The sequence below is a fragment of the Variovorax sp. E3 genome, from assembly GCF_016082275.1.
Taxonomy (GTDB): Bacteria; Pseudomonadota; Gammaproteobacteria; order Burkholderiales; family Burkholderiaceae_C; genus Variovorax.
In genome coordinates this window covers 41,418-59,291 of the sequence record NZ_MOWM01000014.1, presented here as the reverse complement: position 1 = coordinate 59,291, position 17,874 = coordinate 41,418, and the positions used below count along the sequence as shown (strand labels likewise).

Annotated in this window: 18 protein-coding genes and 2 pseudogenes; 12 read left to right on the top strand and 8 right to left on the bottom strand. The window is 63.1% G+C overall.

Annotated features, from left to right (window positions below):
• Nucleotides 1-32: 32 nt before the first annotated feature.
• The 9 genes and pseudogenes from BMG07_RS08010 (at nt 33) to BMG07_RS07975 (ending at nt 7,217) form a co-directional block, all read left to right on the top strand.
• Nucleotides 33-752, top strand: a complete 720-nt coding sequence (locus tag BMG07_RS08010) for an ABC transporter ATP-binding protein (RefSeq protein ID WP_198084096.1) — start codon at nt 33-35, stop codon at nt 750-752.
• A complete protein-coding gene (locus BMG07_RS08005; protein ID WP_269758758.1) occupies nt 739-1,476 on the top strand; it encodes an ABC transporter ATP-binding protein in 738 nt (245 codons plus the stop codon). Before BMG07_RS08010 ends, BMG07_RS08005 begins: the two co-directional genes overlap by 14 nt.
• The gene (locus BMG07_RS08000; RefSeq protein ID WP_307866902.1) at nt 1,476-2,156 is read left to right on the top strand and encodes a branched-chain amino acid ABC transporter permease; all 681 of its coding nucleotides are present in this window, start codon (nt 1,476-1,478) and stop codon (nt 2,154-2,156) included. The genes BMG07_RS08005 and BMG07_RS08000 overlap by 1 nt, the downstream gene beginning before the upstream one ends.
• The gene (locus BMG07_RS44040) at nt 2,156-2,344 is read left to right on the top strand and encodes a hypothetical protein (RefSeq protein WP_307866901.1); all 189 of its coding nucleotides are present in this window, start codon (nt 2,156-2,158) and stop codon (nt 2,342-2,344) included. The genes BMG07_RS08000 and BMG07_RS44040 overlap by 1 nt, the downstream gene beginning before the upstream one ends.
• A 5-nt stretch (nt 2,345-2,349) precedes the next feature.
• Nucleotides 2,350-3,279: a branched-chain amino acid ABC transporter permease gene (locus BMG07_RS07995; protein ID WP_198084095.1), complete on the top strand. Its 930-nt coding sequence runs from the start codon at nt 2,350-2,352 to the stop codon at nt 3,277-3,279.
• A 103-nt stretch (nt 3,280-3,382) separates the two neighbouring features.
• Complete coding sequence (locus BMG07_RS07990) at nt 3,383-4,600, top strand: ABC transporter substrate-binding protein (RefSeq protein WP_198084094.1); 1,218 nt, start codon at nt 3,383-3,385, stop codon at nt 4,598-4,600.
• A gap of 78 nt (nt 4,601-4,678) precedes the next feature.
• Complete coding sequence (locus tag BMG07_RS07985; RefSeq protein ID WP_198084093.1) at nt 4,679-5,407, top strand: SDR family oxidoreductase; 729 nt, start codon at nt 4,679-4,681, stop codon at nt 5,405-5,407.
• A complete protein-coding gene (locus BMG07_RS07980; RefSeq protein ID WP_198084092.1) occupies nt 5,407-6,165 on the top strand; it encodes an enoyl-CoA hydratase in 759 nt (252 codons plus the stop codon). The genes BMG07_RS07985 and BMG07_RS07980 overlap by 1 nt, the downstream gene beginning before the upstream one ends.
• Nucleotides 6,166-6,240: 75 nt before the next feature.
• Nucleotides 6,241-7,217 (top strand): annotated as a pseudogene (locus tag BMG07_RS07975) (tripartite tricarboxylate transporter substrate binding protein).
• Nucleotides 7,218-7,299: 82 nt separating this feature from the next.
• On the opposite strand, the gene BMG07_RS07970 reads toward BMG07_RS07975, so the two are convergent.
• The 5 genes and pseudogenes from BMG07_RS07970 to BMG07_RS07950 form a co-directional block, all read right to left on the bottom strand.
• On the bottom strand, nt 7,300-8,418 hold the full coding sequence (locus BMG07_RS07970; protein WP_198084091.1) for an acyl-CoA dehydrogenase family protein: 1,119 nt from the start codon (nt 8,416-8,418) through the stop codon (nt 7,300-7,302).
• Between the two features lie 2 nt (nt 8,419-8,420).
• Entirely contained in the window at nt 8,421-9,617 is a 1,197-nt protein-coding gene (locus BMG07_RS07965) for an acyl-CoA dehydrogenase family protein (RefSeq protein ID WP_198084090.1), read from the bottom strand.
• 10 nt (nt 9,618-9,627) lie between these two features.
• Nucleotides 9,628-10,650: a nitronate monooxygenase family protein gene (locus BMG07_RS07960; RefSeq protein ID WP_198084089.1), complete on the bottom strand. Its 1,023-nt coding sequence runs from the start codon at nt 10,648-10,650 to the stop codon at nt 9,628-9,630.
• A gap of 229 nt (nt 10,651-10,879) precedes the next feature.
• Nucleotides 10,880-11,314: pseudogene (locus tag BMG07_RS07955) on the bottom strand (IS21 family transposase); the annotation flags it as partial.
• 119 nt (nt 11,315-11,433) lie between these two features.
• Entirely contained in the window at nt 11,434-12,075 is a 642-nt protein-coding gene (locus BMG07_RS07950) for an IS3 family transposase (protein ID WP_269758757.1), read from the bottom strand.
• A gap of 104 nt (nt 12,076-12,179) precedes the next feature.
• Here BMG07_RS07950 and BMG07_RS07945 point away from each other — a divergent pair, with 104 nt between their 5' ends.
• Nucleotides 12,180-12,581 carry a hypothetical protein gene (locus BMG07_RS07945; RefSeq protein WP_198084087.1) on the top strand — a complete coding sequence of 134 codons (402 nt, stop codon included), beginning with the start codon at nt 12,180-12,182 and terminating at the stop codon, nt 12,579-12,581.
• A 642-nt stretch (nt 12,582-13,223) separates the two neighbouring features.
• On the opposite strand, the gene BMG07_RS07940 is transcribed toward BMG07_RS07945, so the two are convergent.
• From BMG07_RS07940 to BMG07_RS07930, 3 genes are all read right to left on the bottom strand, one after another.
• A complete protein-coding gene (locus BMG07_RS07940) occupies nt 13,224-14,177 on the bottom strand; it encodes an AraC family transcriptional regulator (protein ID WP_198084086.1) in 954 nt (317 codons plus the stop codon).
• Between the two features lie 10 nt (nt 14,178-14,187).
• Nucleotides 14,188-14,541, bottom strand: a complete 354-nt coding sequence (locus BMG07_RS07935) for a hypothetical protein (protein ID WP_198084085.1) — start codon at nt 14,539-14,541, stop codon at nt 14,188-14,190.
• Nucleotides 14,542-14,612: 71 nt separating this feature from the next.
• Entirely contained in the window at nt 14,613-15,830 is a 1,218-nt protein-coding gene (locus tag BMG07_RS07930; RefSeq protein WP_198084084.1) for a site-specific integrase, read from the bottom strand.
• A gap of 93 nt (nt 15,831-15,923) precedes the next feature.
• Between BMG07_RS07930 and dusA the strand changes: the two genes are divergently transcribed.
• Both dusA and BMG07_RS07920 read left to right on the top strand, forming a co-directional pair.
• Complete coding sequence (gene dusA / locus BMG07_RS07925) at nt 15,924-16,925, top strand: tRNA dihydrouridine(20/20a) synthase DusA (RefSeq protein ID WP_198084083.1); 1,002 nt, start codon at nt 15,924-15,926, stop codon at nt 16,923-16,925.
• 157 nt (nt 16,926-17,082) lie between these two features.
• Nucleotides 17,083-17,868: an IclR family transcriptional regulator gene (locus tag BMG07_RS07920; protein ID WP_198084082.1), complete on the top strand. Its 786-nt coding sequence runs from the start codon at nt 17,083-17,085 to the stop codon at nt 17,866-17,868.
• The last annotated feature ends 6 nt before the right edge of the window (nt 17,869-17,874 follow it).

Below are 17,874 nucleotides of genomic sequence, written 5' to 3'. Positions count from 1 at the left end.
GCACGGGATGCAGTGAGCCAAGAGGAGGCGCAATGCTCGAGATCAGAGGGCTGAGCGTTTCTTTCGGCGGCGTGCATGCGCTGTCGAATATCTCGATCAGTATTGCGCCCGGCCGCATCTACGGCTTGATCGGTCCCAATGGCGCGGGCAAGTCAACGACCATTAATGCGATCACCGGAACGATCACCCCGACGCGGGGAAGCATCCTCTGGCAGGGTGAGGACGTATCGCGCCGCCCACAGCATTGGCGCGCGCGTGCTGGCTTGGCGCGGACCTTTCAGAATCTCGCGCTGTTCCAACAGTTGTCGGTGCGAGAGAACGTTACCTGCGGTGCGATACGCATGCATCGCGACGAGGACTTGGTGGCTACCGTGGATTCGGCACTCGACGACTTCGGCCTTGGCGACATCGGCGACTCGCCCGTCAGTGTTCTCTCGCTTGGCACACGCAAGCGGGTGGAAATGGCCCGAGCGATGGTGGCCAACCCCAAGCTACTGCTGCTGGACGAGCCCGCGGCAGGCCTTACCGGCGGAGAGATTGACGACTTCTGCACGCGTGTACGCAGTTTGAAGAATCGCGGCAGTGCCGTGCTGCTGGTGGAGCACGACATGAATCTTGTGATGTCTCTTTGCGAGCACTTGTATGTTCTGGACTTCGGAAAATTGATCGCCGACGGAACGCCCGAAGAAGTGCGTGAGAGCCCCGCCGTGCAGGCGGCCTACTTTGGAGCCGAACACGATGAGCAGCACTGAGATGGCGACGGAGCCGATGCTGAGGGCGGAGGGGGTCACGGCCGGCTATGGTGGGCTGGCTGTCGTGCGCGACGTTACCTTGTCGCTCAGAGCAGGTCAGATCACGGCTCTGATCGGCGCGAATGGCGCGGGCAAGACCACGGTGATGCGCGCGATCTGCGGCATGGTCACTGCCACAGGCTCGGTCACGTTGGACGGTGAGTCGATCACCGGCATGCGGACCGAGAAGATCGCACGTCAAGGTGTCGCTCACGTGCCGGAGGGACGAGGGACTTTCACCGACCTGACCGTGGACGAGAACCTTCGGGTTGGCGGTTTCGCTCGCTCTTCGACGGCAGGCGCCGCCACGACGCTGGAACGCATCTATGGCTGGCTCCCGCGGCTCGCCGAGCGACGCGGGCAGCGTGGAGGCACCCTTTCAGGCGGTGAGCAGCAGATGCTTGCCATCGGGCGAGCCCTGATGGCGGATCCCAAGGTGCTCTTGCTCGACGAGCCCTCGTTCGGCCTCGCGCCCCGGGTGGCCGCCGACGTTATGCGCCTGCTGCGCCGCCTGCAAGCCGAAACGCGTATGGCCATCCTTCTCGTCGAGCAGAACACCGAGGTGGCTTTGAGCCTTGCCGACGATGCTTACGTGCTGCGCGCAGGATCGCTGGTGATGTCCGGCCCCGCGGCGCAGTTGCGCAACAGCGCAGAGCTAAAAGCAGCTTATCTCGGAGGCCATTGATGGAAGCATTTCTGAACCAGTGCGTCGCCGGCCTCACGACCGGATGTGCCTACGCACTTCTGGGCCTTGCGCTGGTGATCGTCTATCGCACAACCAACCACATCAACTTCGCTCAAGGCGAGATGGCGACCTTGACAACCTATGTCGCCTGGGCACTGCTGCAGGCGGGCGTGCCGTACTGGTGGAGCTTTGTGCTCACGGTCGCAGGTGCTTTCGTGTTCGCTGCAGCGCTCGAGCGGTGGGTCATTAGCCGGCTTGCCGCCGCTTCGCCGCTGGCCACGCTCGCTGCTTTCATTGGGCTGTTCATGATCATTCACAGCCTCACCGGCTATTTCTGGGGGTACGACGTGCGTCAGTTCCCGAGCCCGTTCCCCGCCGGAACCGTAGCGGGAGGGCTTGTCTCCGGTCATCAGCTGGGCGTAGGCCTCGTCACCGCGACCTTGCTGGCGATGCTCTGGATGTTCTTTCGCTTCACGCGCATCGGCTTGTCCATTCGTGCCGCTGCGCAAAACCCAGGGTCGGCACGACTAAGCGGCATCTCGACAGTGGCGATGGCTGCGATCGGCTGGGGCCTGGCGGCCGCGATGGGCGGCGTGGCGGGAATGCTGGTGGCGCCACAGCTCTACCTGGATCCGCACATGATGAGCGGCGTCCTGATCTACGGCTTCGCGGCAGCCTGATGGGCGGCATCTCCAGTGTGCCCGGTGCGGTACTCGGAGGCCTGGTGCTTGGCATCGTTGAGAACTTGCTGGGAGCTTACGTCGTCGGAACGCAACTCAAATTGACCGTGGCCATGGTTCTGATCGTTGGCATGCTGGTCTTGCGTCCAGGGGGGCTGATTGGCCTATCGAGTGCAAAGCGCGTCTGAAATTCATGAAAACAAATCTTCGAATCATTGTCGTTGCCGCGCTGGCGGCCAGCCTACCGCTGCTGGTCCCGGCGTTCCTGACCTTTCAATTGACGCAGATGATCGGCCTTGGCATCGCTTTGGTCGGGCTCAACGTCCTGATAGGCTGGGCCGGTCAACCGACACTCGGCCACGGCGCCTTCTTCGCGATCGGCGCGTATGGAACCGCGATGCTTACGGATGCCGGGTTGCCATGGTGGGCGGCCCTGCCGGCAGCCTGCGCCATCGGTTCGGCGCTCGCCTTCATCATCGGTAGACCGATCCTGCGGCTGGAGCACACGCATCTCGCATTGGCGACATTCGCTATCGCGCTAGCGGTGCCGCAACTCGTGCGCAACGGGACGGTCGAGCGATGGACCGGCGGGGCGCAGGGTCTGCAACTCGATCGGCCTCATCCGCCTGCCTGGTTGGAGCCCTGGGTCGGGCAGGACACCTGGATGTATTGGGTGGCACTCGCGCTGGCGGTTGTGGTGGTGTTGGGCGTGCAGCGGCTTTCGCGCGCGCGTCTGGGTCTCGAGTTGCGGGCTCTCAAGGACCATGCGGTGGCCGCATCAAGTTGTGGCATCGACGTGCCAGGCAGCAAAGCCATTGCATTCATGTTGAGCGCTGCATGCGCGTGTGCCGGTGGCGGACTCTACGCGCTCAATGTACAACTGGTCACTCCGGACAGCTTCAACGTGCTCCTGTCGCTCACCATGCTGGTCGCGCTGGTCGTGGGTGGGCCTGGCAGCTTGATCGGCCCGTGGATCGGCGCGGCATTCGTGCAATTCGTACCTCCGCTGGCCGAGCGCATCTCCACGGCCGCGCCATGGGCCATCTTCGGCGCCGCGATCTTGATAGTGGTCTTTGTACAGCCACGCGGAATCGCCGGACTCTTCCATCGAATGCCCCGGTGAAGCGACGACTCGCTTCCTAGCCGCGATCTGCTGTCCGTTCATCGGTTCACCTGCCCATCACCGCAGGTGTGCTTTACCTCTCGACAACGTCAAAGGAGACACTATGAAACTGACCCATCTGAACCGCAGGACCACCTTGTTGGGCGCAATTGCCTCGTTGGCCGCCCCGTTTCCCGTCTTTGCACAGAAGCGATACGGCCCTGGCGTTTCCGACACCGAGATCAAGATCGGCTCGACGATGCCCTTCAGTGGACCGGTCTCGATCCTCGGCACGATCGGCAAGAGCACCCTGGCGTACTTCAAGAAGCTGAACTCGGAAGGTGGCATAAATGGCCGCCAGATCAAGCTGATCCAGTACGACGACGCCTTCAACCCCGGCAAGGCGCTGGAATTCACTCGCCGGCTTGTCGAGCAGGACGAGGTCAGTTTCGTTTGCGAGACAGTGGGGGCCTCCAGCAGCAATGCTGTCCACCGCTATCTCAATGGCAAGAAGGTCCCGCACCTCCTGATCATGAGCGGTTCGAACAAATGGACCGACGCCGCCGCTGCACCGCTGACCATCCCCGGAATGCCGAGCTACTTCGCCGAAGGTCGCCTCTACGCGCGTTGGATCCTTGAGAACATGCCGTCCGCGAAGATTGCGGTACTGATGGAGAACGACGACTTCGGCCGCGACTACTTGGCCGGCATCAAGGCCGGCCTGGGCGACAAGGCTAAATCGATGATCGTGGCCGAAAACACCTACGAGGCCACCGATGCTTCGGTCGATTCGCAGATCGTCAGCCTAAAAGCCAGCAATGCGGATGTCTTCATTGCCGTAGCCAATGGCAAGTTCGCCGTGCAGTCCATGAAGAAGGCGCACGACATCGGCTGGAAACCCCAGATCATCCTGCCCATCGGCAGTGCGTCGGTGGCCGCCATCATGAGGCCTGCCGGCCCGGAGGCTGGCAGGGGCGCACTCAGTGCTATCTACAACAAGCCGACGACCGACCCGCGGTTCGAAAAGGATCCGGGCGTGGTGCAGCTGCGCGAGTTCATCGCGAAGTGGCTGCCCGATGCGAACCCCACGGACGCGCTGGTGGGCGCCGGCTACACGGCTGGACACGTCCTCGCGCACATCGTGCGGAGTTGCGGCGATGACCTCACGCGCGAGAACATCATGAGGCAGGCCAACAGCCTCGACAAATTCACGACGCCGCTGTTGATGCCCGGCATCGAGCTGTCCACCAGCAAGGACGACCACGAAATCTTTAGCCACCTGTGGGTCCAGCGCTTCGACGGCAACGCATGGATTCCATTCGGGAAGGCCGTCGCCATCTGACCTCGCCACTGACCGCCGCAGGCCGGTTGCATGAGCTTGTGACTGGTCATCGATTCAAAAATAACCAAGGAACTGCAAATGACTCAGAAGAAGGCGATCCTCGTGATCGGTGCTGGGGACGCAACAGGCGGCGCCATCGCCAAGCGATTCGCACGCGAAGGCTACATCGCGTGCATGACGCGGCGCCAGGCCGACAAGCTCGTGCCGCTGGTCGACGAGATCAAGGCCGCCGGCGGCGAGGCTCACGGCTTCGGCAGCGATGCACGCAAGGAAGAAGAGATGGTCGCGCTCGTCGAGCAGATCGAGCGCGACATCGCGCCGATCGAGGTGGCGGTCTTCAACATCGGTGCCAACGTCCGTTTCGGTATCACGGAGACTACGGCGCGTGTCTACTTCAAGGTCTGGGAAATGGCCTGCTTCGGCGGTTTTCTGATGGGTCGGGAAGCCGCCAAGGTCATGGTGCCACGCGGACGGGGAACCATCATCTTCACGGGCGCCACCGCCAGCCTGCGCGGTCGTGATGGCTATGCGGCGTTTTCGGGCGCCAAGCACGGGCTGCGTGCGCTGGCCCAGAGCATGGCTCGTGAACTTTGGCCCAAAGGCATCCACGTCGCGCATCCGGTGATCGACGGCGCGATCGACACTGAGTTCATCCGAAGCAGCTTCCCCGAACGCTATGCGCTGAAGGAGCAGGGTGGCATCCTCAGCCCCGAGGCGATCGCCGACGCGTACTGGCAGATTCACATGCAGCCACGCAATGCGTGGACGCACGAGACAGAGCTGCGTCCGTGGCTGGAGGCCTGGTGATGGACGGCGGCAACGGGATTGTGCGTGTGGCGCAAGGCGGCGTCCTTCGCCTGGGCTTTGACCGGCCCGCGCGCAAGAACGCCATGACCGGCGCGATGTACGCAGCACTGGCTGAGGCGCTCGTCGACGCTGATCGCGATGAGGCCGTGCGTGCCGTGATCCTGCACGGCAGCGAGGATGCATTTTGTGCCGGCAACGACATCGGGGACTTCGCGTCCAACGCGCCAGATCAAGGCGAACGCCCATCCGCGCGTTTTATGAAGGCCCTGCTGCGCCTGCGCAAGCCGGTGGTGGCGGCGGTGAACGGACCTGCGGTCGGTATCGGTGCAACGATGCTCCTGCATTGCGACCTGGTCTATGCAGGCACCGGTGCGAAGCTGGTATTTCCCTTTGCCCGGCTCGGCCTCTGTCCCGAGTTTGCGTCGACATTGCTGCTGCCGGCCAAGCTGGGCCACCAGCGAGCAGCCGAGTTGCTGATGCTCGGCGACCCCTGCAGCGCTCAGGAGGCGCACACCCTGGGCTTGGTCAACGCCGTGATGCCGCCGGCCGACGTGCTGCCGCATGCATCGGACGTCGCGGCACGGCTGGCGGCAATGTCTGTCGCCTCCTTGCATGCCGCGAAATCGCTGATGCGCGGCGACGAGCTCGATCGATATGAAGAGCGCATGGAGAAGGAGAACGCGCAGTTCTCGCGCTTGCTCGTCTCGCCGGAGGCCAAGAGCGCCTTTGCCGCGTTCCAGCAACGGGGAAAGAGCTGAGCCCTCGCGAGGCCGCGGTGCCGGGATCTCGGTCTCCTCCGCCGCACGCGTTCATCCAAGTAAGGAGACAAGACCATGAAGAAGAGACAAATCCTCGCCGGCGTGCCGCTCGCGCTCATTGCCTTGCTCGAAGTCCCCTCGATGGCATTCGCCCAGGACGTATTTCCTTCGCGGCCGATCCGCATCATGCTGGGGTTCCCGCCTGGCGGCTCGACCGATACACCGATGCGTATCCTGGCGGAGGATGCGGCCCGGATCCTCAAGCAGCCGGTGATCATAGAGAACAAGCCCGGCGCGGCTGGCTTGATGCCGGCGCAACTACTCCAGAGCGCACCGGCCGACGGCTACACCGTGGGTGTGATCCCGGGGAATCTCTTTCGGCTGCCCTATACGGGCACTATCAACTGGAGTCCGGCCACAGACCTGACGTATGTGATCGGCCTCACGCAGTTCGTCTACGGCATCGTGGTGCCACCGAGTTCGCCACTGAAGAGCATGGACGATTTGATCGCCTATGCCAAGGCCAACCCGGGACAGCTCACCTATGCGACGGCCGGCTCCTATCTGTCGCAGCACATCACGATGGAGCAGATCGCCCGCATCAAGGGCGTGAAGTTCAACCACGTGCCCTACAAGGGCACAGCCGAGGCATTGAATGCGGTAATGGGCGAACATGTAATGGCCGCCGCCGACACCTCAGCTGGGGGCAGTCGGTCGAAGCCGGACGCCTGCGCCTGTTGGTGACCTTCAATGAAAAACGTATGGCGAAGTTTCCGGACGTACCGACGTTGAAGGATGTGGGTATCGATTTTCCGCCGCCGTCTGCCGCCTGGGGGCTGGCCGTGCCAAAGAACACACCGGCAGCGGCTGTGCAGAAGCTGCACGATTCCTTCAAGGAGGCGATGGAGAGGCCGGGTTTTCGCAGCGCGTTGGCGCAGCACTACATGGAGCCGTCGTACATGAGCTCGGCGCAGTACCGGCAGTTTGCAAGCGCGTCTGTCCAGCGGGAAAAGCAGTTGCTGGAGCAGATCGGTTTCGTGCGCGACAAGTGAAAGAACGAGCATTTCGGACAGTAAATCACATTGACGAGGAATACCCGTGCCTGATTCAACCCCAGGCGGCGCTCACAACGATTCAGAACCCGCGGCCCAGCGCGATGTAGCGCTCCAGGTGATGATCGGCATCGCCCAACTGGTGATCGATCATGATCAGCCGCTTGGCGGCCTGGGCGGCCGGCAACTCTTGCGTCATGCCGATCCCGCCGTGCATCTGGATGGCCTCTTCGGCCACCCGGATGCCGCTCGTGCCGAGGGTGTACTTCGCGGCTGACAAGGCCTGCTCGCGCGGCAGGCGCGCCTGTTCGAGCGCGGCTGCAGCCTGGATCACCGCCGAGCGCGCCTGCTCGATGTCAATCAGCAGGTCGACCATGCGGTGCTGCAGCGCCTGGTTGGAGCCGATCGGGGTGCCGAACTGCACCCGCGTGCCGAGGTACTCGACCGTCGCGGTCTTGAGCGATTCCATCAGCCCCAGCCCCTCGGCGCACAGCGCAAGAATGCCCAGACCGGCGACCTGTTCGACTATGTCGAAGCCTCGGTCGGGGCCGGCCACCAGCGCGTCGGCGCCGAGCTTGACGTCGCGCAGATCGAGCTCGGCCGCGCGGCCGCCGTCTATCAGCGGGTAGGAACGGACCGTGACGCCGGGCGCATCGAGCGCCACTATGAAGAGCGCAATGCCGGCCGGCGCAGTGGCCTCGCCGCTCACGCGCGCGCTGACGAGGGCATGGGTACAGGCTTCAGCGTCCAGCACCACCGACTTGCTGCCGCTCACCGACCAGCCCTCTGGAGACGCAAGCGCCCGGGTCTCCACGTGCGACAGCTCGTGCCGCGCCGCCGCCTCTTGGTGCGCGAAGGCGATGAGCATGTCGCCTGCCACCACGCGGTGCCGGGCCTCGTGGCCGGCCAGCGCGAGCGCGCGGCCGCACATAAGGCTGCCGAGCAGGGGTTCGACGACGAGCCTGCCGCCCAGGGCCTCGAATACCACCATGATGTCGAAGCCCGAGCCGCCGTAGCCGCCGTCTTCGCTATCGAACAGCGCGCCGAGAGCGCCGAGCTCGACCATCTGGGCCCAGGTGTCGCGGTCGTGGCCCGGTGCCACGCTGCTGCGGCGGCGGATTTCGCTGTCATAACGCTCTGACAGGTAGCGATTCAGCGCGTCGCCCAGCATCTGGCGCGTTTCGGTGTGTTGAAAGTTCATGGTCAGAGCCGCAAGATGGTCTTGGAAATGATGTTGCGCTGGATCTCGTTGGACCCGCCGAAGATCGTCAGTTTGCGCAGGTTCAGGTAGGTCGGGGTGACCGCAGGTACCAGCGGGTCGTCGATCGGCGACTGACGCGGATCGTCTTCCAGCAGCTCCGATAGGTCGGGGCGCGCATAGGGGCCGATTGCGCGCCTCGCCATCGCGCTGATCTGCTGTCGCACCTCGGTGCCGCGAATCTTCAGCATCGAGCTCTCCGGTCCCGGCACTTCGCCCCGGGTGGCCGCTGCCACTACCCGCATCGCAGTCATGCGGAGGTTTGACAGTTCTATTTCGATACGCGCGATGCGTGCCGCGAAGAGCGGGTCGTCGGCGAGGGGCTTTCCCTTCTTTGTCTCGCGGCGGGCGAGCGCCTTCAGGGACGCCATCGCGGCCGACGAGGAGCCGATGGCGGCCATCGAGGTGCGCTCGTAGGTCAGCAAGTACTTGGCGTAGGTCCAGCCCTGGTTCTCTTCGCCCACGAGATTGCTGACGGGCGCGCGCACGTCGGTGAAAAAGATTTCGTTCACCTCGTGGTCGCCGTCGAGCGTGATGATGGGACGGACTTCCACGCCGGGAGACCTGAGGTCGACCAGCAGGAAGGAAATGCCCTGCTGGCGCTTTGCGGATTTCTCCGTGCGCACCAGGCAGAACATCATGTTCGCGTGCTGGCCCAGTGTGGTCCAGGTCTTCTGGCCGTTGATGACGTAGTGGTCACCGTCGCGCACAGCGGTGGTCCGGATATTCGCCAGGTCGGAGCCCGCGCCCGGCTCGGAATAGCCCTGGCACCACCAGTCTTCGCCGCGCAGCATGCGGCCGAGCCAGTGCGTCTTTTGTTGTTCGTTGCCGTACTTAATCAACACCGGTGCCAGCATGTTCAGCCCGAAGGGGATGGGCGCAGGCGCATTGGCCATCGCCATCTCCACCTCGAAGATGAAGCGCTGCGCCGCCGACCAGCCGGCGCCGCCGTGGGCCACGGGCCAGTGCGGCGCCAGCCAGCCGCGCCTGCTCAGGATGGCCTGCCAGCGCTCGATGTCTGCCTTGCCCAAGCGGCGGCCGGAGCGGGTCTTGTCGGCAATGTCGCGCGGCAGTTCGTCGGCGAGAAAGCGGCGGACTTCGGCGCGGAAGGCTTCTTCTTCCGCCGTGAATGCGAGTTCCATGGGGGACCTTTCAGGCGACGGCGCGAGCGGCCACGCGAGGCGAAGCGGCGCCCAGCATCGACGACAGGCGCGCATGGATGATCTCGCCAGCTTCCGCCATGATGCGGTCCATCAGCGCGGCGACCGTCGGCACGTCATGGATGAGCCCGGCGACCATGCCACAGCTCCATGCCCCGGCGTCCATCTCGCCCTTGTACATGACGCGCGGATAGACGCCCGCCACCTCGTCCAGCACATCCTCGAAGCGGATGGTGGCGCCGAGCTCACGCTCCTTGGCGAGGATGCGCTCCACGCCGGCGTTGTTGAGCACGCGCTCGGTGTTGCGCAGTGGCCGCATCACGAGCCGCGTGTCGAGCTCGCTCGCGGCCACGATGGCCTGCTTCACGTTGTCGTGCACCGGAGCTTCCACGGTGGCCACAAAGCGCGTGCCCATGTTGATGCCCTCGGCTCCCATGGACAGGGCCGCCACCAGCGAGCGGCCATCAGCCATGCCGCCAGACGCGATGAAAGGCACCTTGAGCGCATCGGCCGCCAGCGGCAACAGGATCATGTTGGGCACGTCGTCTTCGCCGGGGTGCCCGCCGCACTCGAAGCCGTCGATGCTGAGTGCATCGACACCGATCGACTCGGCCTTCAGTGCGTGACGCACCGAGGTGCATTTATGAATCACCTTGATGCCCGCCTCTTTGAACATGGGCATCCACTTGGCCGGGTTGTTGCCGGCCGTCTCGACGATGCGCACGCCACCGTCGACGATGGCCTTGATCAGGCCGGGGTAGTTGGGCGGCACCACCGCCGGCAGAAAGGTGACGTTGACGCCGAAGGGCTTGTCGGTCAGCTCGCGACACCGGCGGATCTCGGCGGCCAGCTTCTCTGGGGTGCCCATGGTCAGTGCCGTGATGAGGCCCAGGCCGCCGGCGTTGGAGACCGCCGCTGCCAGCGGGGCCTGCCCCACGCAGTGCATGCCGCCCTGGACGATAGGACGCTCGATGCCAAGCAGCTCGGTGATTCTGGTTTTGAGGAAGATGCTCATTCAATGCTCCATTTGGAAATGTAGGTGCTGTTTTAGCACCCATTGCACAAAAGTTTCACACTCGATTCCCCTAGTATATGAACCAACTAATTGGTCATCTCACGTGAAAGAAAATAGCGAGTACATTTGTATTTGGAACTTACTAAGAGTAGGCAGGAACCACACTCCACGCAGAGCGAACATGCCCATCGGCGAGGACTCTGGCCAAGTCGAAGCGGTGGAGGCCCTGGACATAGAGGCATCTGCCGCCAAAGTAGCGCCAGGCATGCTCGTGCAGGCGGGCCCAGATTTCCTGGCTTGACTTCCACACGGCGCACCGGAAGCTGCGCCGCGAGTAGTGCAGTGTCGCTCGGGAGAGCCGCGGCTTGTGATACCGGTCGCTGCCGGGACACGCACGTGAACGCCCCTTCGCCGTAGTCGGCCTGCATCTCCTCGCCGGGCAGGAATTCCACGCGGTCGAACTGCTCGGGCTGGCGCTGGCGCAGCTGGACCACGAAGCGCTTGACCGAGCCGTAGGCCCCGACAAAGCCAGATCCTGGTAGATGGCCGTGGCGTTTCGCCGCAGACGCAACTGCGCCTCAATGAAGGCCCGCTGCAGTTCGCACGCGGACACCGTGCCGGCGTGGGCGGTCGGAACCGCCGGTGGCGGGGGTGGAGGAGTTTGCTACGTCGCCGGTCCGAAACCAGTCGCCGTCCAGGGGGCCTTCGCCTTTGAAATACTCATGCCCCAGACTTGCAAGACTTCCGCACCGCGATCTTCGAATCCCTTGATCATGATCGAATTCACGGCCGCGCTGCCGAGTCCCAGGCTTGGGTGAACTGCTCAACGGTCGTTGATTGCCAGTTGCCAGGATAAAAACATTTGGTCTTCAATCGACCGAAGAAGCCCTGGCAGGCCGCATTGTCGGGCGAAAGTCCTTGGCAGGACATCGAACGCGTCAGCTCGGCATCCGTGATACGTGCCAGCCATCCCGGCCATCGATAGTGGCCACCGCGATCCGAATGCACAACAGGCCGGTTGCTGCTGATGTCGATCGTCTCGATCGCGGCATCCAGCATTGTGTTCACGAGCTGCGCGTTCGGGCGCATGCCGATCGTCCAACCGACCACCTTGCCATCGAAGCAGTCGATCAAAGGCGATAGACACCTTGCCTGCCGGAATGTGGAACTCCGAGACATCGGTGAGCCATTTCTCGTGGGAGCACCAGCGGTGAAGTCGCGGTTGAAGAGGTTCTCTGGCGCTGGACTGATCTCGCCCAGATAGGAACCATACCGGCGCCGCTTGGGCGTCGCAGCGACCAGGCGCTCATGCTTCATCAAGCGCAGCACCACCTTCTCACAAATGTGCACGCACTGGCTGCTCAGTGACGCCCGCATGCGGCGATAGCCATAGCACCGGTGATTGCGCTCGAAGATGTCCGCCATGGCGCCGTGCACTTGGGCGTACTGCCTGCGACTTGCGCTTGGGCGCGACGATAGAAGTACGAGCTTCTTGCCAAGCCCAGCGTTTCAAGGAGCTCGAGCACCAGGTGGGTCTGTTTCAGGGCATCAACCAGCTCTGTCTTTTCCCGATTGCTCAGGCTTTGCAGGTTGATGCCTCCGTCTTTTCCTATGAGTTCATTCGCCTTGTTCAGGAGGTCGTTCTCCAGCTGCAGGCGGTGCAAGTCGCGTCGGAGTACGTCGATCTGTCGCTGCAGTTCTTCACGCCCATCTGGCTGAGGCGGTTCGAGCTTGCTTGTCATGATGCGGGTGTCTCGGCGCGGAGTAGCTGGTTCTTCCAGTTGTACAGCGTCGGCCTGCAAACGCCCAGTCTTTGCACGACCACTTGTGCGCTTTCTTGTGGGGTGCACAGGGCAATGACTGCAGCCTGCTTCAGCTCGGGCGGGCGTGGTGACGTGCCAGGTCGGGCCACGCGTGGCGAGCACAACTGAGGATGCGCCGCCTGAATCCAGGTACCCAGAGAGTCGCGCGACGGATAGGCGAGCGTCTTGGTGGTTGCCGCAAGGCAGCGCCCATGCGCGAGGTAATGCTCGATGGCCAGCCTCCGCTGCGCCGGTGAGTATTTGGGCGAGACCGAGGCAACTTGAGCTAAATGCGAAGGATCACCGGTGTGGGAGGCGGCCGTAGCTCTGTTTTGACGTGTAGAGGTTTTCTGAGGCAGCATCAGGCGAACGGTATTCGGCATTGAAGTGGTTCCTGAGCGGAAACACGGAGGCGAAGTCGTTCGAGAGCCGGTGTGGGCCGTCGAACCCCATTCGCTGATCACCCCATCCCGCACCTGGCGATACCTTGTCCACAGCGGAGGTGGAAGGCAAAGGCTGGCCTGGAGCAACCACGGCATCGGTGTGTGACTCTCGGCACCGATGGTGCGGCAACGCGGCAAGAGGCCCAGATCGGACCCGCCGGGAATTCGAATGGCAGCAGTTCGCAGCAATGCTTCCGCTGCCGCGAATGCCCGGCCCCGTGGACATCGTTGCGAAGGTCCGCGACGCTGATGCGACCCAGCCATTAAGCGGACCGCGAAACGCGGCACATTCGGTCCGGATTCAGCGGCGTCGACAGATTTTGAAGAATTATCTTGACGTTCGTCGACGGTGTACGCGCAATGTATCGGACGGAGCCTCACCGAACTGTTTTTTGTATTCCTGCGCAAAGCGTCCCAAGTGAAAGAAGCCGTGCTCAAACGCAATGTCGGTAACCGTCTGCTCATCTGCGACATTCAAAAGCTGCTCATGAACCTGGCCAAGACGAATCTTCCGTAGATAAGCCGTTGGCGTAGTCGCACGGTGCTGCTGAAATGCGCATTGCAACGCACGCACGCTGACCCCGAGCGAAGAGGCAATATCAAAAACAGTCAAAGACAGATCACTGACGTGGTCGTGGATCAGCGCCTCGGCGCGGCTGGCCAAGCGGGCGGGACGCGAAACCGGCTTCTCTCCTCGCATCCATCCCGAGTAGTTGTGTGGATGGCCATGGAGCAAGGATGTCAGCACGAACAGCTCCAGTGATTGATACGCCGGTGCCGGCAGCGAACCCGGCAGTGTTTTGACTAGATCCAGGACACCGGTCCATATGCGCTCGAGCGCTGGAGAAAATGGTACTAGGTCGAACTTCAGCCCATCATCGAGCGGTCGGCCAACAAGATTGGAGCAACAGGCTTCAAGCGCGGTCGCGTCGGGCCTCAAAGTGATCTGCTCGAAGGTAGGGCCAAAGTCGAAACGCGTCGGACGCCCAGCCGATACCGGGACCGTCGCCCCTTCATGCCAGGCTGACGTGCGGTCGCCCTGGAATACCGCAGCTTCACCCGCTGTGCACCGCATGAAGAGAAATAGCTTGGGGAACTCGCCGGCGTCGACCTCCACGCGAGCTCCGTAAGCGAGTCGAACGATCGGAAGAGGCCCTGCTTCGGTAGCACTCAGCCGGGTATTTAGCATCCTGGCCCCACGGTCAAGATGCAGCTCATGCGGACAGTACACAGCACCGACCGCATCAATCGCCTCGTCGAGATCTCTCGTTTGATAGTGCATGTTCGCCTCTTTAGCGTACTGTTCGGCAACTCCGCACATTGTGCAGCAAGGGCTCATTTTCTACACGGACCGTCTGCCGGCCGCACGCCACGCAATCAGAGGACACCCGGGGCTCGCCTGCCTGAATGACCTTGGCGTTGATCACCGTGAAGTACATGCCTGGCGGCGCATCGCCGCGCCCCGGCCGTCTCTCGGCCTGCCCGTGCACGCGGCTGCCGTCGAAAACGGAGAACAGGTGGACGAACTCCAGGGTCGACAACGTGCCGAAAGCGAAGTCAAAACTGTTGGTTGGGCCCAATTCAAAGCCATCAAACCTGACGCGCGTGCCGGCCAGGTAGGTCCGTGTGATTTCATGGGCGAGCAAGACTCGGTGCAGGTCAGCCAGATGTGATTGACAGAAGGGCGTCTGTTGAAGTGGCACGATCCGAAGTCAAACTAGATTGAAGCGCTCAGGCTGAGGGCTTCATGTTCATGATGTGGCTTTGCAACTTGCGAGGCGTGGGCTGAGTGGGCTTGTGGGGCACGGCGTTCCGGGTTGGTCCACGCACCCAAAGCGATGTCTGCAGGCGTAGGACCAGCGGGCAAATCGAGCGAGGGCGGAATGTGCTTTGGCCTGACGTCGCGCAGGTGTTCTGGCCTCAGATGGGTGTATCGCTTGAGCATTTTCCAGTCCTTGTGCCCGGTCACAAGCGCAGCCTGTTCGATGGTGAACCCCGCCTCGAAGAGACGACTGGCTGCTTCGTGCCGAAGATCATGGAACTTGAGATCCTTGATGCTCAGTTCCTTGCAGGCTCGACGGAAAGCGGTCCCCACAGAGCGGCCGTTATACGGAAAGATCAGGCTGCTGGTCCCGGAGAACGGCTTCTGTTCCTCAAGAATGGTCCAGGCATCGAATCCCGTGGCATCGAGCAGCGGCACCTTCTGGTCATTGCCATTCTTGTCCCGCGGATCTTTTCGGTCACGCACGATCACAGTACGAGCCTTGGCATCGATGTCCTCCCATCGGATGCGGCAGATCTCGTCCTGGCGCATCGCGGTGGCGACCGCAAACCGCATGATTCGTCCCAGCGGAATGATCTGCCGTGAATTGTTGGCGAAGTAGTCGGCAAGCGCCTGCAGTTCGTCGAGGGTAGGGCGGCGGTCCCGCTCCCGCCCCTTGCCGACCAGGCCCAGGCGCTTGAGCGCGATGCGAGCCAGATCGATGGGCTCTACCGGAACGCGAACCCCGTGAACGGCTGCGGCGTGAGAAACTACCAGCTTGATGTAGCCGATGTCCATGCTGATGGTGACGGGACCGGCGCCTTCTTTGGCGCGGTCCTTGCCGAACTGGATGAGCCGCTCGCGCGTGAGGTCCTTCAGCTTCAGCTTGCCCAGCTTCGTCTTGAGCGCATCGAGGGTGAAGGCCTTGGAGCGCCGAGGCGCTCGCAGCACTTCCTTCATGTCAGTGACGTGCAGATCGATCAGGTCGCCCAGTGTGGTCGGGTCCTTGATCTTTGAACGGCTGGCGGGTTCGCCCAGATCGATGCGGCGCTCGGTCGCGAGAGCCCACTCTTGGGCGTCCTTGTGTCGTCGAAAGGTTTCGCTCGCGTAGACACCCTTGCGTCGGACTTGCGCGCGCCAGTTGCCGGACGGAAGCTGCTTGAAGGTGGGCATTTCGTGTGCGCTATGTGTGCACTGACAGGGCGAAATGGGGCGTATTCGGGCGTTTGGAGTGCACACGAGCGTGCACACGGGGGTTCTAAGTGTATGAATGATAACGCTAAGTTGTTGAATTTAAAAGAGAAAATTATCTCCGTCGCTCCGATGATGGACTGGACGGACCGCCATTGCCGCTACCTGCATCGCCTGCTGTCGCGCCACGCCTTGCTCTATACCGAGATGGTGACGACCGGCGCGCTGGTGCATGGCGACGTGCCCCGCCACCTTCGCTTCAATGCCGAGGAGCATCCGCTGGCGCTGCAGCTCGGCGGCAGCGAGCCGGCCGACCTGGCGCATTGCGCGAAGCTCGGCCAGGAGTGGGGCTACGACGAGATCAACCTCAACTGCGGCTGCCCCAGCGAGCGCGTGCAGCGCGGCGCGTTCGGCGCCTGCCTCATGAACGAGCCACAACTGGTGGCCGACTGCGTGAAGGCGATGGTCGACGTGGTGAGCGTGCCTGTCACGGTCAAGCACCGCATCGGCATCGACAAGATCGAGAGCTACGAGTTCGTGCGCGACTTCGTGGGCCAGGTCAGCGAGGCCGGCTGCCACACCTTCATCGTGCATGCGCGCAATGCCTGGCTGCAGGGCCTGAGCCCGAAGCAGAACCGCGAGATCCCGCCGCTGCGCTACGAGCTGGTGCACCGCCTGAAGCACGAGTTTCCCGCGCTGCGCTTCTCGATCAACGGCGGCATCTCGGTCAACGCACAGGTGCACGAGCAACTGCGCCTGCTCGACGGCGTGATGGTCGGGCGCGAGGCGTACCACAACCCCTGGTGGCTCGCCGAATGGGATGCCGAGTTCTATGGCGCCGCGCCGCGGTCGCTGACGCGCGAGGAAGTCGAGTCGCTGATGTGCGACTACATGGTTCGCGAGGCCGCCGGGCATGGCACGCATTGGTGGTCGATCGCGCGCCACATGCTGGGTTTGCGCAACGGTTTGCCGGGCGCGCGCCGCTGGCGCCAGGTCTGGAGCGACCACCGGCTCAAGACGCTGCCGCCGCATGAAGTGATGGCGATCGCACACGAGCCCGCAGCCCAGGCCGCCTGATCCCGGCACGCCTTCTTCGGCGATCGGCAGGGGCTTTCACAGCCCTATTGCCAAATAATGAAACGTTATTCCAATTCGCTACTGCATGATAAGTAGCGCGTCAACCGTTTTTTGCTGAAAAATGAGGAGCATCAGGGAAATAAAAAGGTTTCGATTCATGAATGACGCGATTGGCGGCAAAGAGGAAGTGAGCGCGCTCGCTCGAGGTTTGACCCTCCTCAAGGTCATCGGCATGGCGGCGGCACCCATAGGCAATCGCGAACTGGCAGACACGACGGGCATCCCCAAGGCCACGGTGTCCCGACTCACCGCCACGCTGGTGGGTGCGGGGTATTTGCGACAGTCGCAGGACAGCGAGCGTTTCAGCCTGGGCCCGGCGCTGCTGGACATGAGCAGCCGCTACCTGCGGCATTTCGACCTGCGCACGGTCGCGCGTCCGCACCTGGCGGAACTGGCGGAGGCCGCGAGCGTCAGCGTGCACATCGGGGTGCGCGACGAACTCGACATGCTCGTCATCGATTCGCTGCGGCCGCGCTCCGCGGTCATCAGTTCGCGCATCGAGGTCGGCACGCGCATGACCATCGCCACCTCGGCCGCCGGCCGCGCCTACCTCGCGGCGCTGCCCGCCACCGAGCAGGCCGAGTTGCTGGAGCAGATCCGGCTCGAAAGCGGCGAGAGCTGGGTGTCCATCGAGCCGCGCCTGATGGCCGGCATGGACGAGTACACGCGCCTGGGCTACTGCGGCTCCTTCGGCGACTGGAATCCGCACATCCACGCGCTGGGCTTCGCGCTGCAGGGGCCGCGCGGCGAGCGCTATGCGGTCAGCTGCGGCGGGCCGGCGTACCTGATGCCCAAAGACGCGATGGTGGCGCGCATCGCGCCGCTGCTGCTGGAGACGGCGCGGCGCATTGCCGAAGAGGCCGGCTCCCTGAAGTTCGACTGAAAGAAG

What these genes read in the sequence shown, in the direction of transcription:
- BMG07_RS44040 (WP_307866901.1), top strand. Translation starts at nt 2,156, where the DNA reads ATGGGCGGCATCTCCAGTGTGCCCGGTGCGGTACTCGGAGGCCTGGTG.
- BMG07_RS07920 (WP_198084082.1), top strand. Translation starts at nt 17,083, where the DNA reads ATGAATGACGCGATTGGCGGCAAAGAGGAAGTGAGCGCGCTCGCTCGA.
- BMG07_RS07950 (WP_269758757.1), bottom strand. Translation starts at nt 12,075, where the DNA reads ATGGCGGACATCTTCGAGCGCAATCACCGGTGCTATGGCTATCGCCGC.
- BMG07_RS07960 (WP_198084089.1), bottom strand. Translation starts at nt 10,650, where the DNA reads ATGAGCATCTTCCTCAAAACCAGAATCACCGAGCTGCTTGGCATCGAG.
- BMG07_RS07940 (WP_198084086.1), bottom strand. Translation starts at nt 14,177, where the DNA reads ATGCACTATCAAACGAGAGATCTCGACGAGGCGATTGATGCGGTCGGT.
- BMG07_RS07980 (WP_198084092.1), top strand. Translation starts at nt 5,407, where the DNA reads ATGGACGGCGGCAACGGGATTGTGCGTGTGGCGCAAGGCGGCGTCCTT.
- BMG07_RS07970 (WP_198084091.1), bottom strand. Translation starts at nt 8,418, where the DNA reads ATGAACTTTCAACACACCGAAACGCGCCAGATGCTGGGCGACGCGCTG.
- BMG07_RS08005 (WP_269758758.1), top strand. Translation starts at nt 739, where the DNA reads ATGAGCAGCACTGAGATGGCGACGGAGCCGATGCTGAGGGCGGAGGGG.
- BMG07_RS07930 (WP_198084084.1), bottom strand. Translation starts at nt 15,830, where the DNA reads ATGCCCACCTTCAAGCAGCTTCCGTCCGGCAACTGGCGCGCGCAAGTC.
- BMG07_RS07990 (WP_198084094.1), top strand. Translation starts at nt 3,383, where the DNA reads ATGAAACTGACCCATCTGAACCGCAGGACCACCTTGTTGGGCGCAATT.
- dusA (WP_198084083.1), top strand. Translation starts at nt 15,924, where the DNA reads ATGAATGATAACGCTAAGTTGTTGAATTTAAAAGAGAAAATTATCTCC.
- BMG07_RS08000 (WP_307866902.1), top strand. Translation starts at nt 1,476, where the DNA reads ATGGAAGCATTTCTGAACCAGTGCGTCGCCGGCCTCACGACCGGATGT.
- BMG07_RS07965 (WP_198084090.1), bottom strand. Translation starts at nt 9,617, where the DNA reads ATGGAACTCGCATTCACGGCGGAAGAAGAAGCCTTCCGCGCCGAAGTC.
- BMG07_RS08010 (WP_198084096.1), top strand. Translation starts at nt 33, where the DNA reads ATGCTCGAGATCAGAGGGCTGAGCGTTTCTTTCGGCGGCGTGCATGCG.
- BMG07_RS07985 (WP_198084093.1), top strand. Translation starts at nt 4,679, where the DNA reads ATGACTCAGAAGAAGGCGATCCTCGTGATCGGTGCTGGGGACGCAACA.
- BMG07_RS07995 (WP_198084095.1), top strand. Translation starts at nt 2,350, where the DNA reads ATGAAAACAAATCTTCGAATCATTGTCGTTGCCGCGCTGGCGGCCAGC.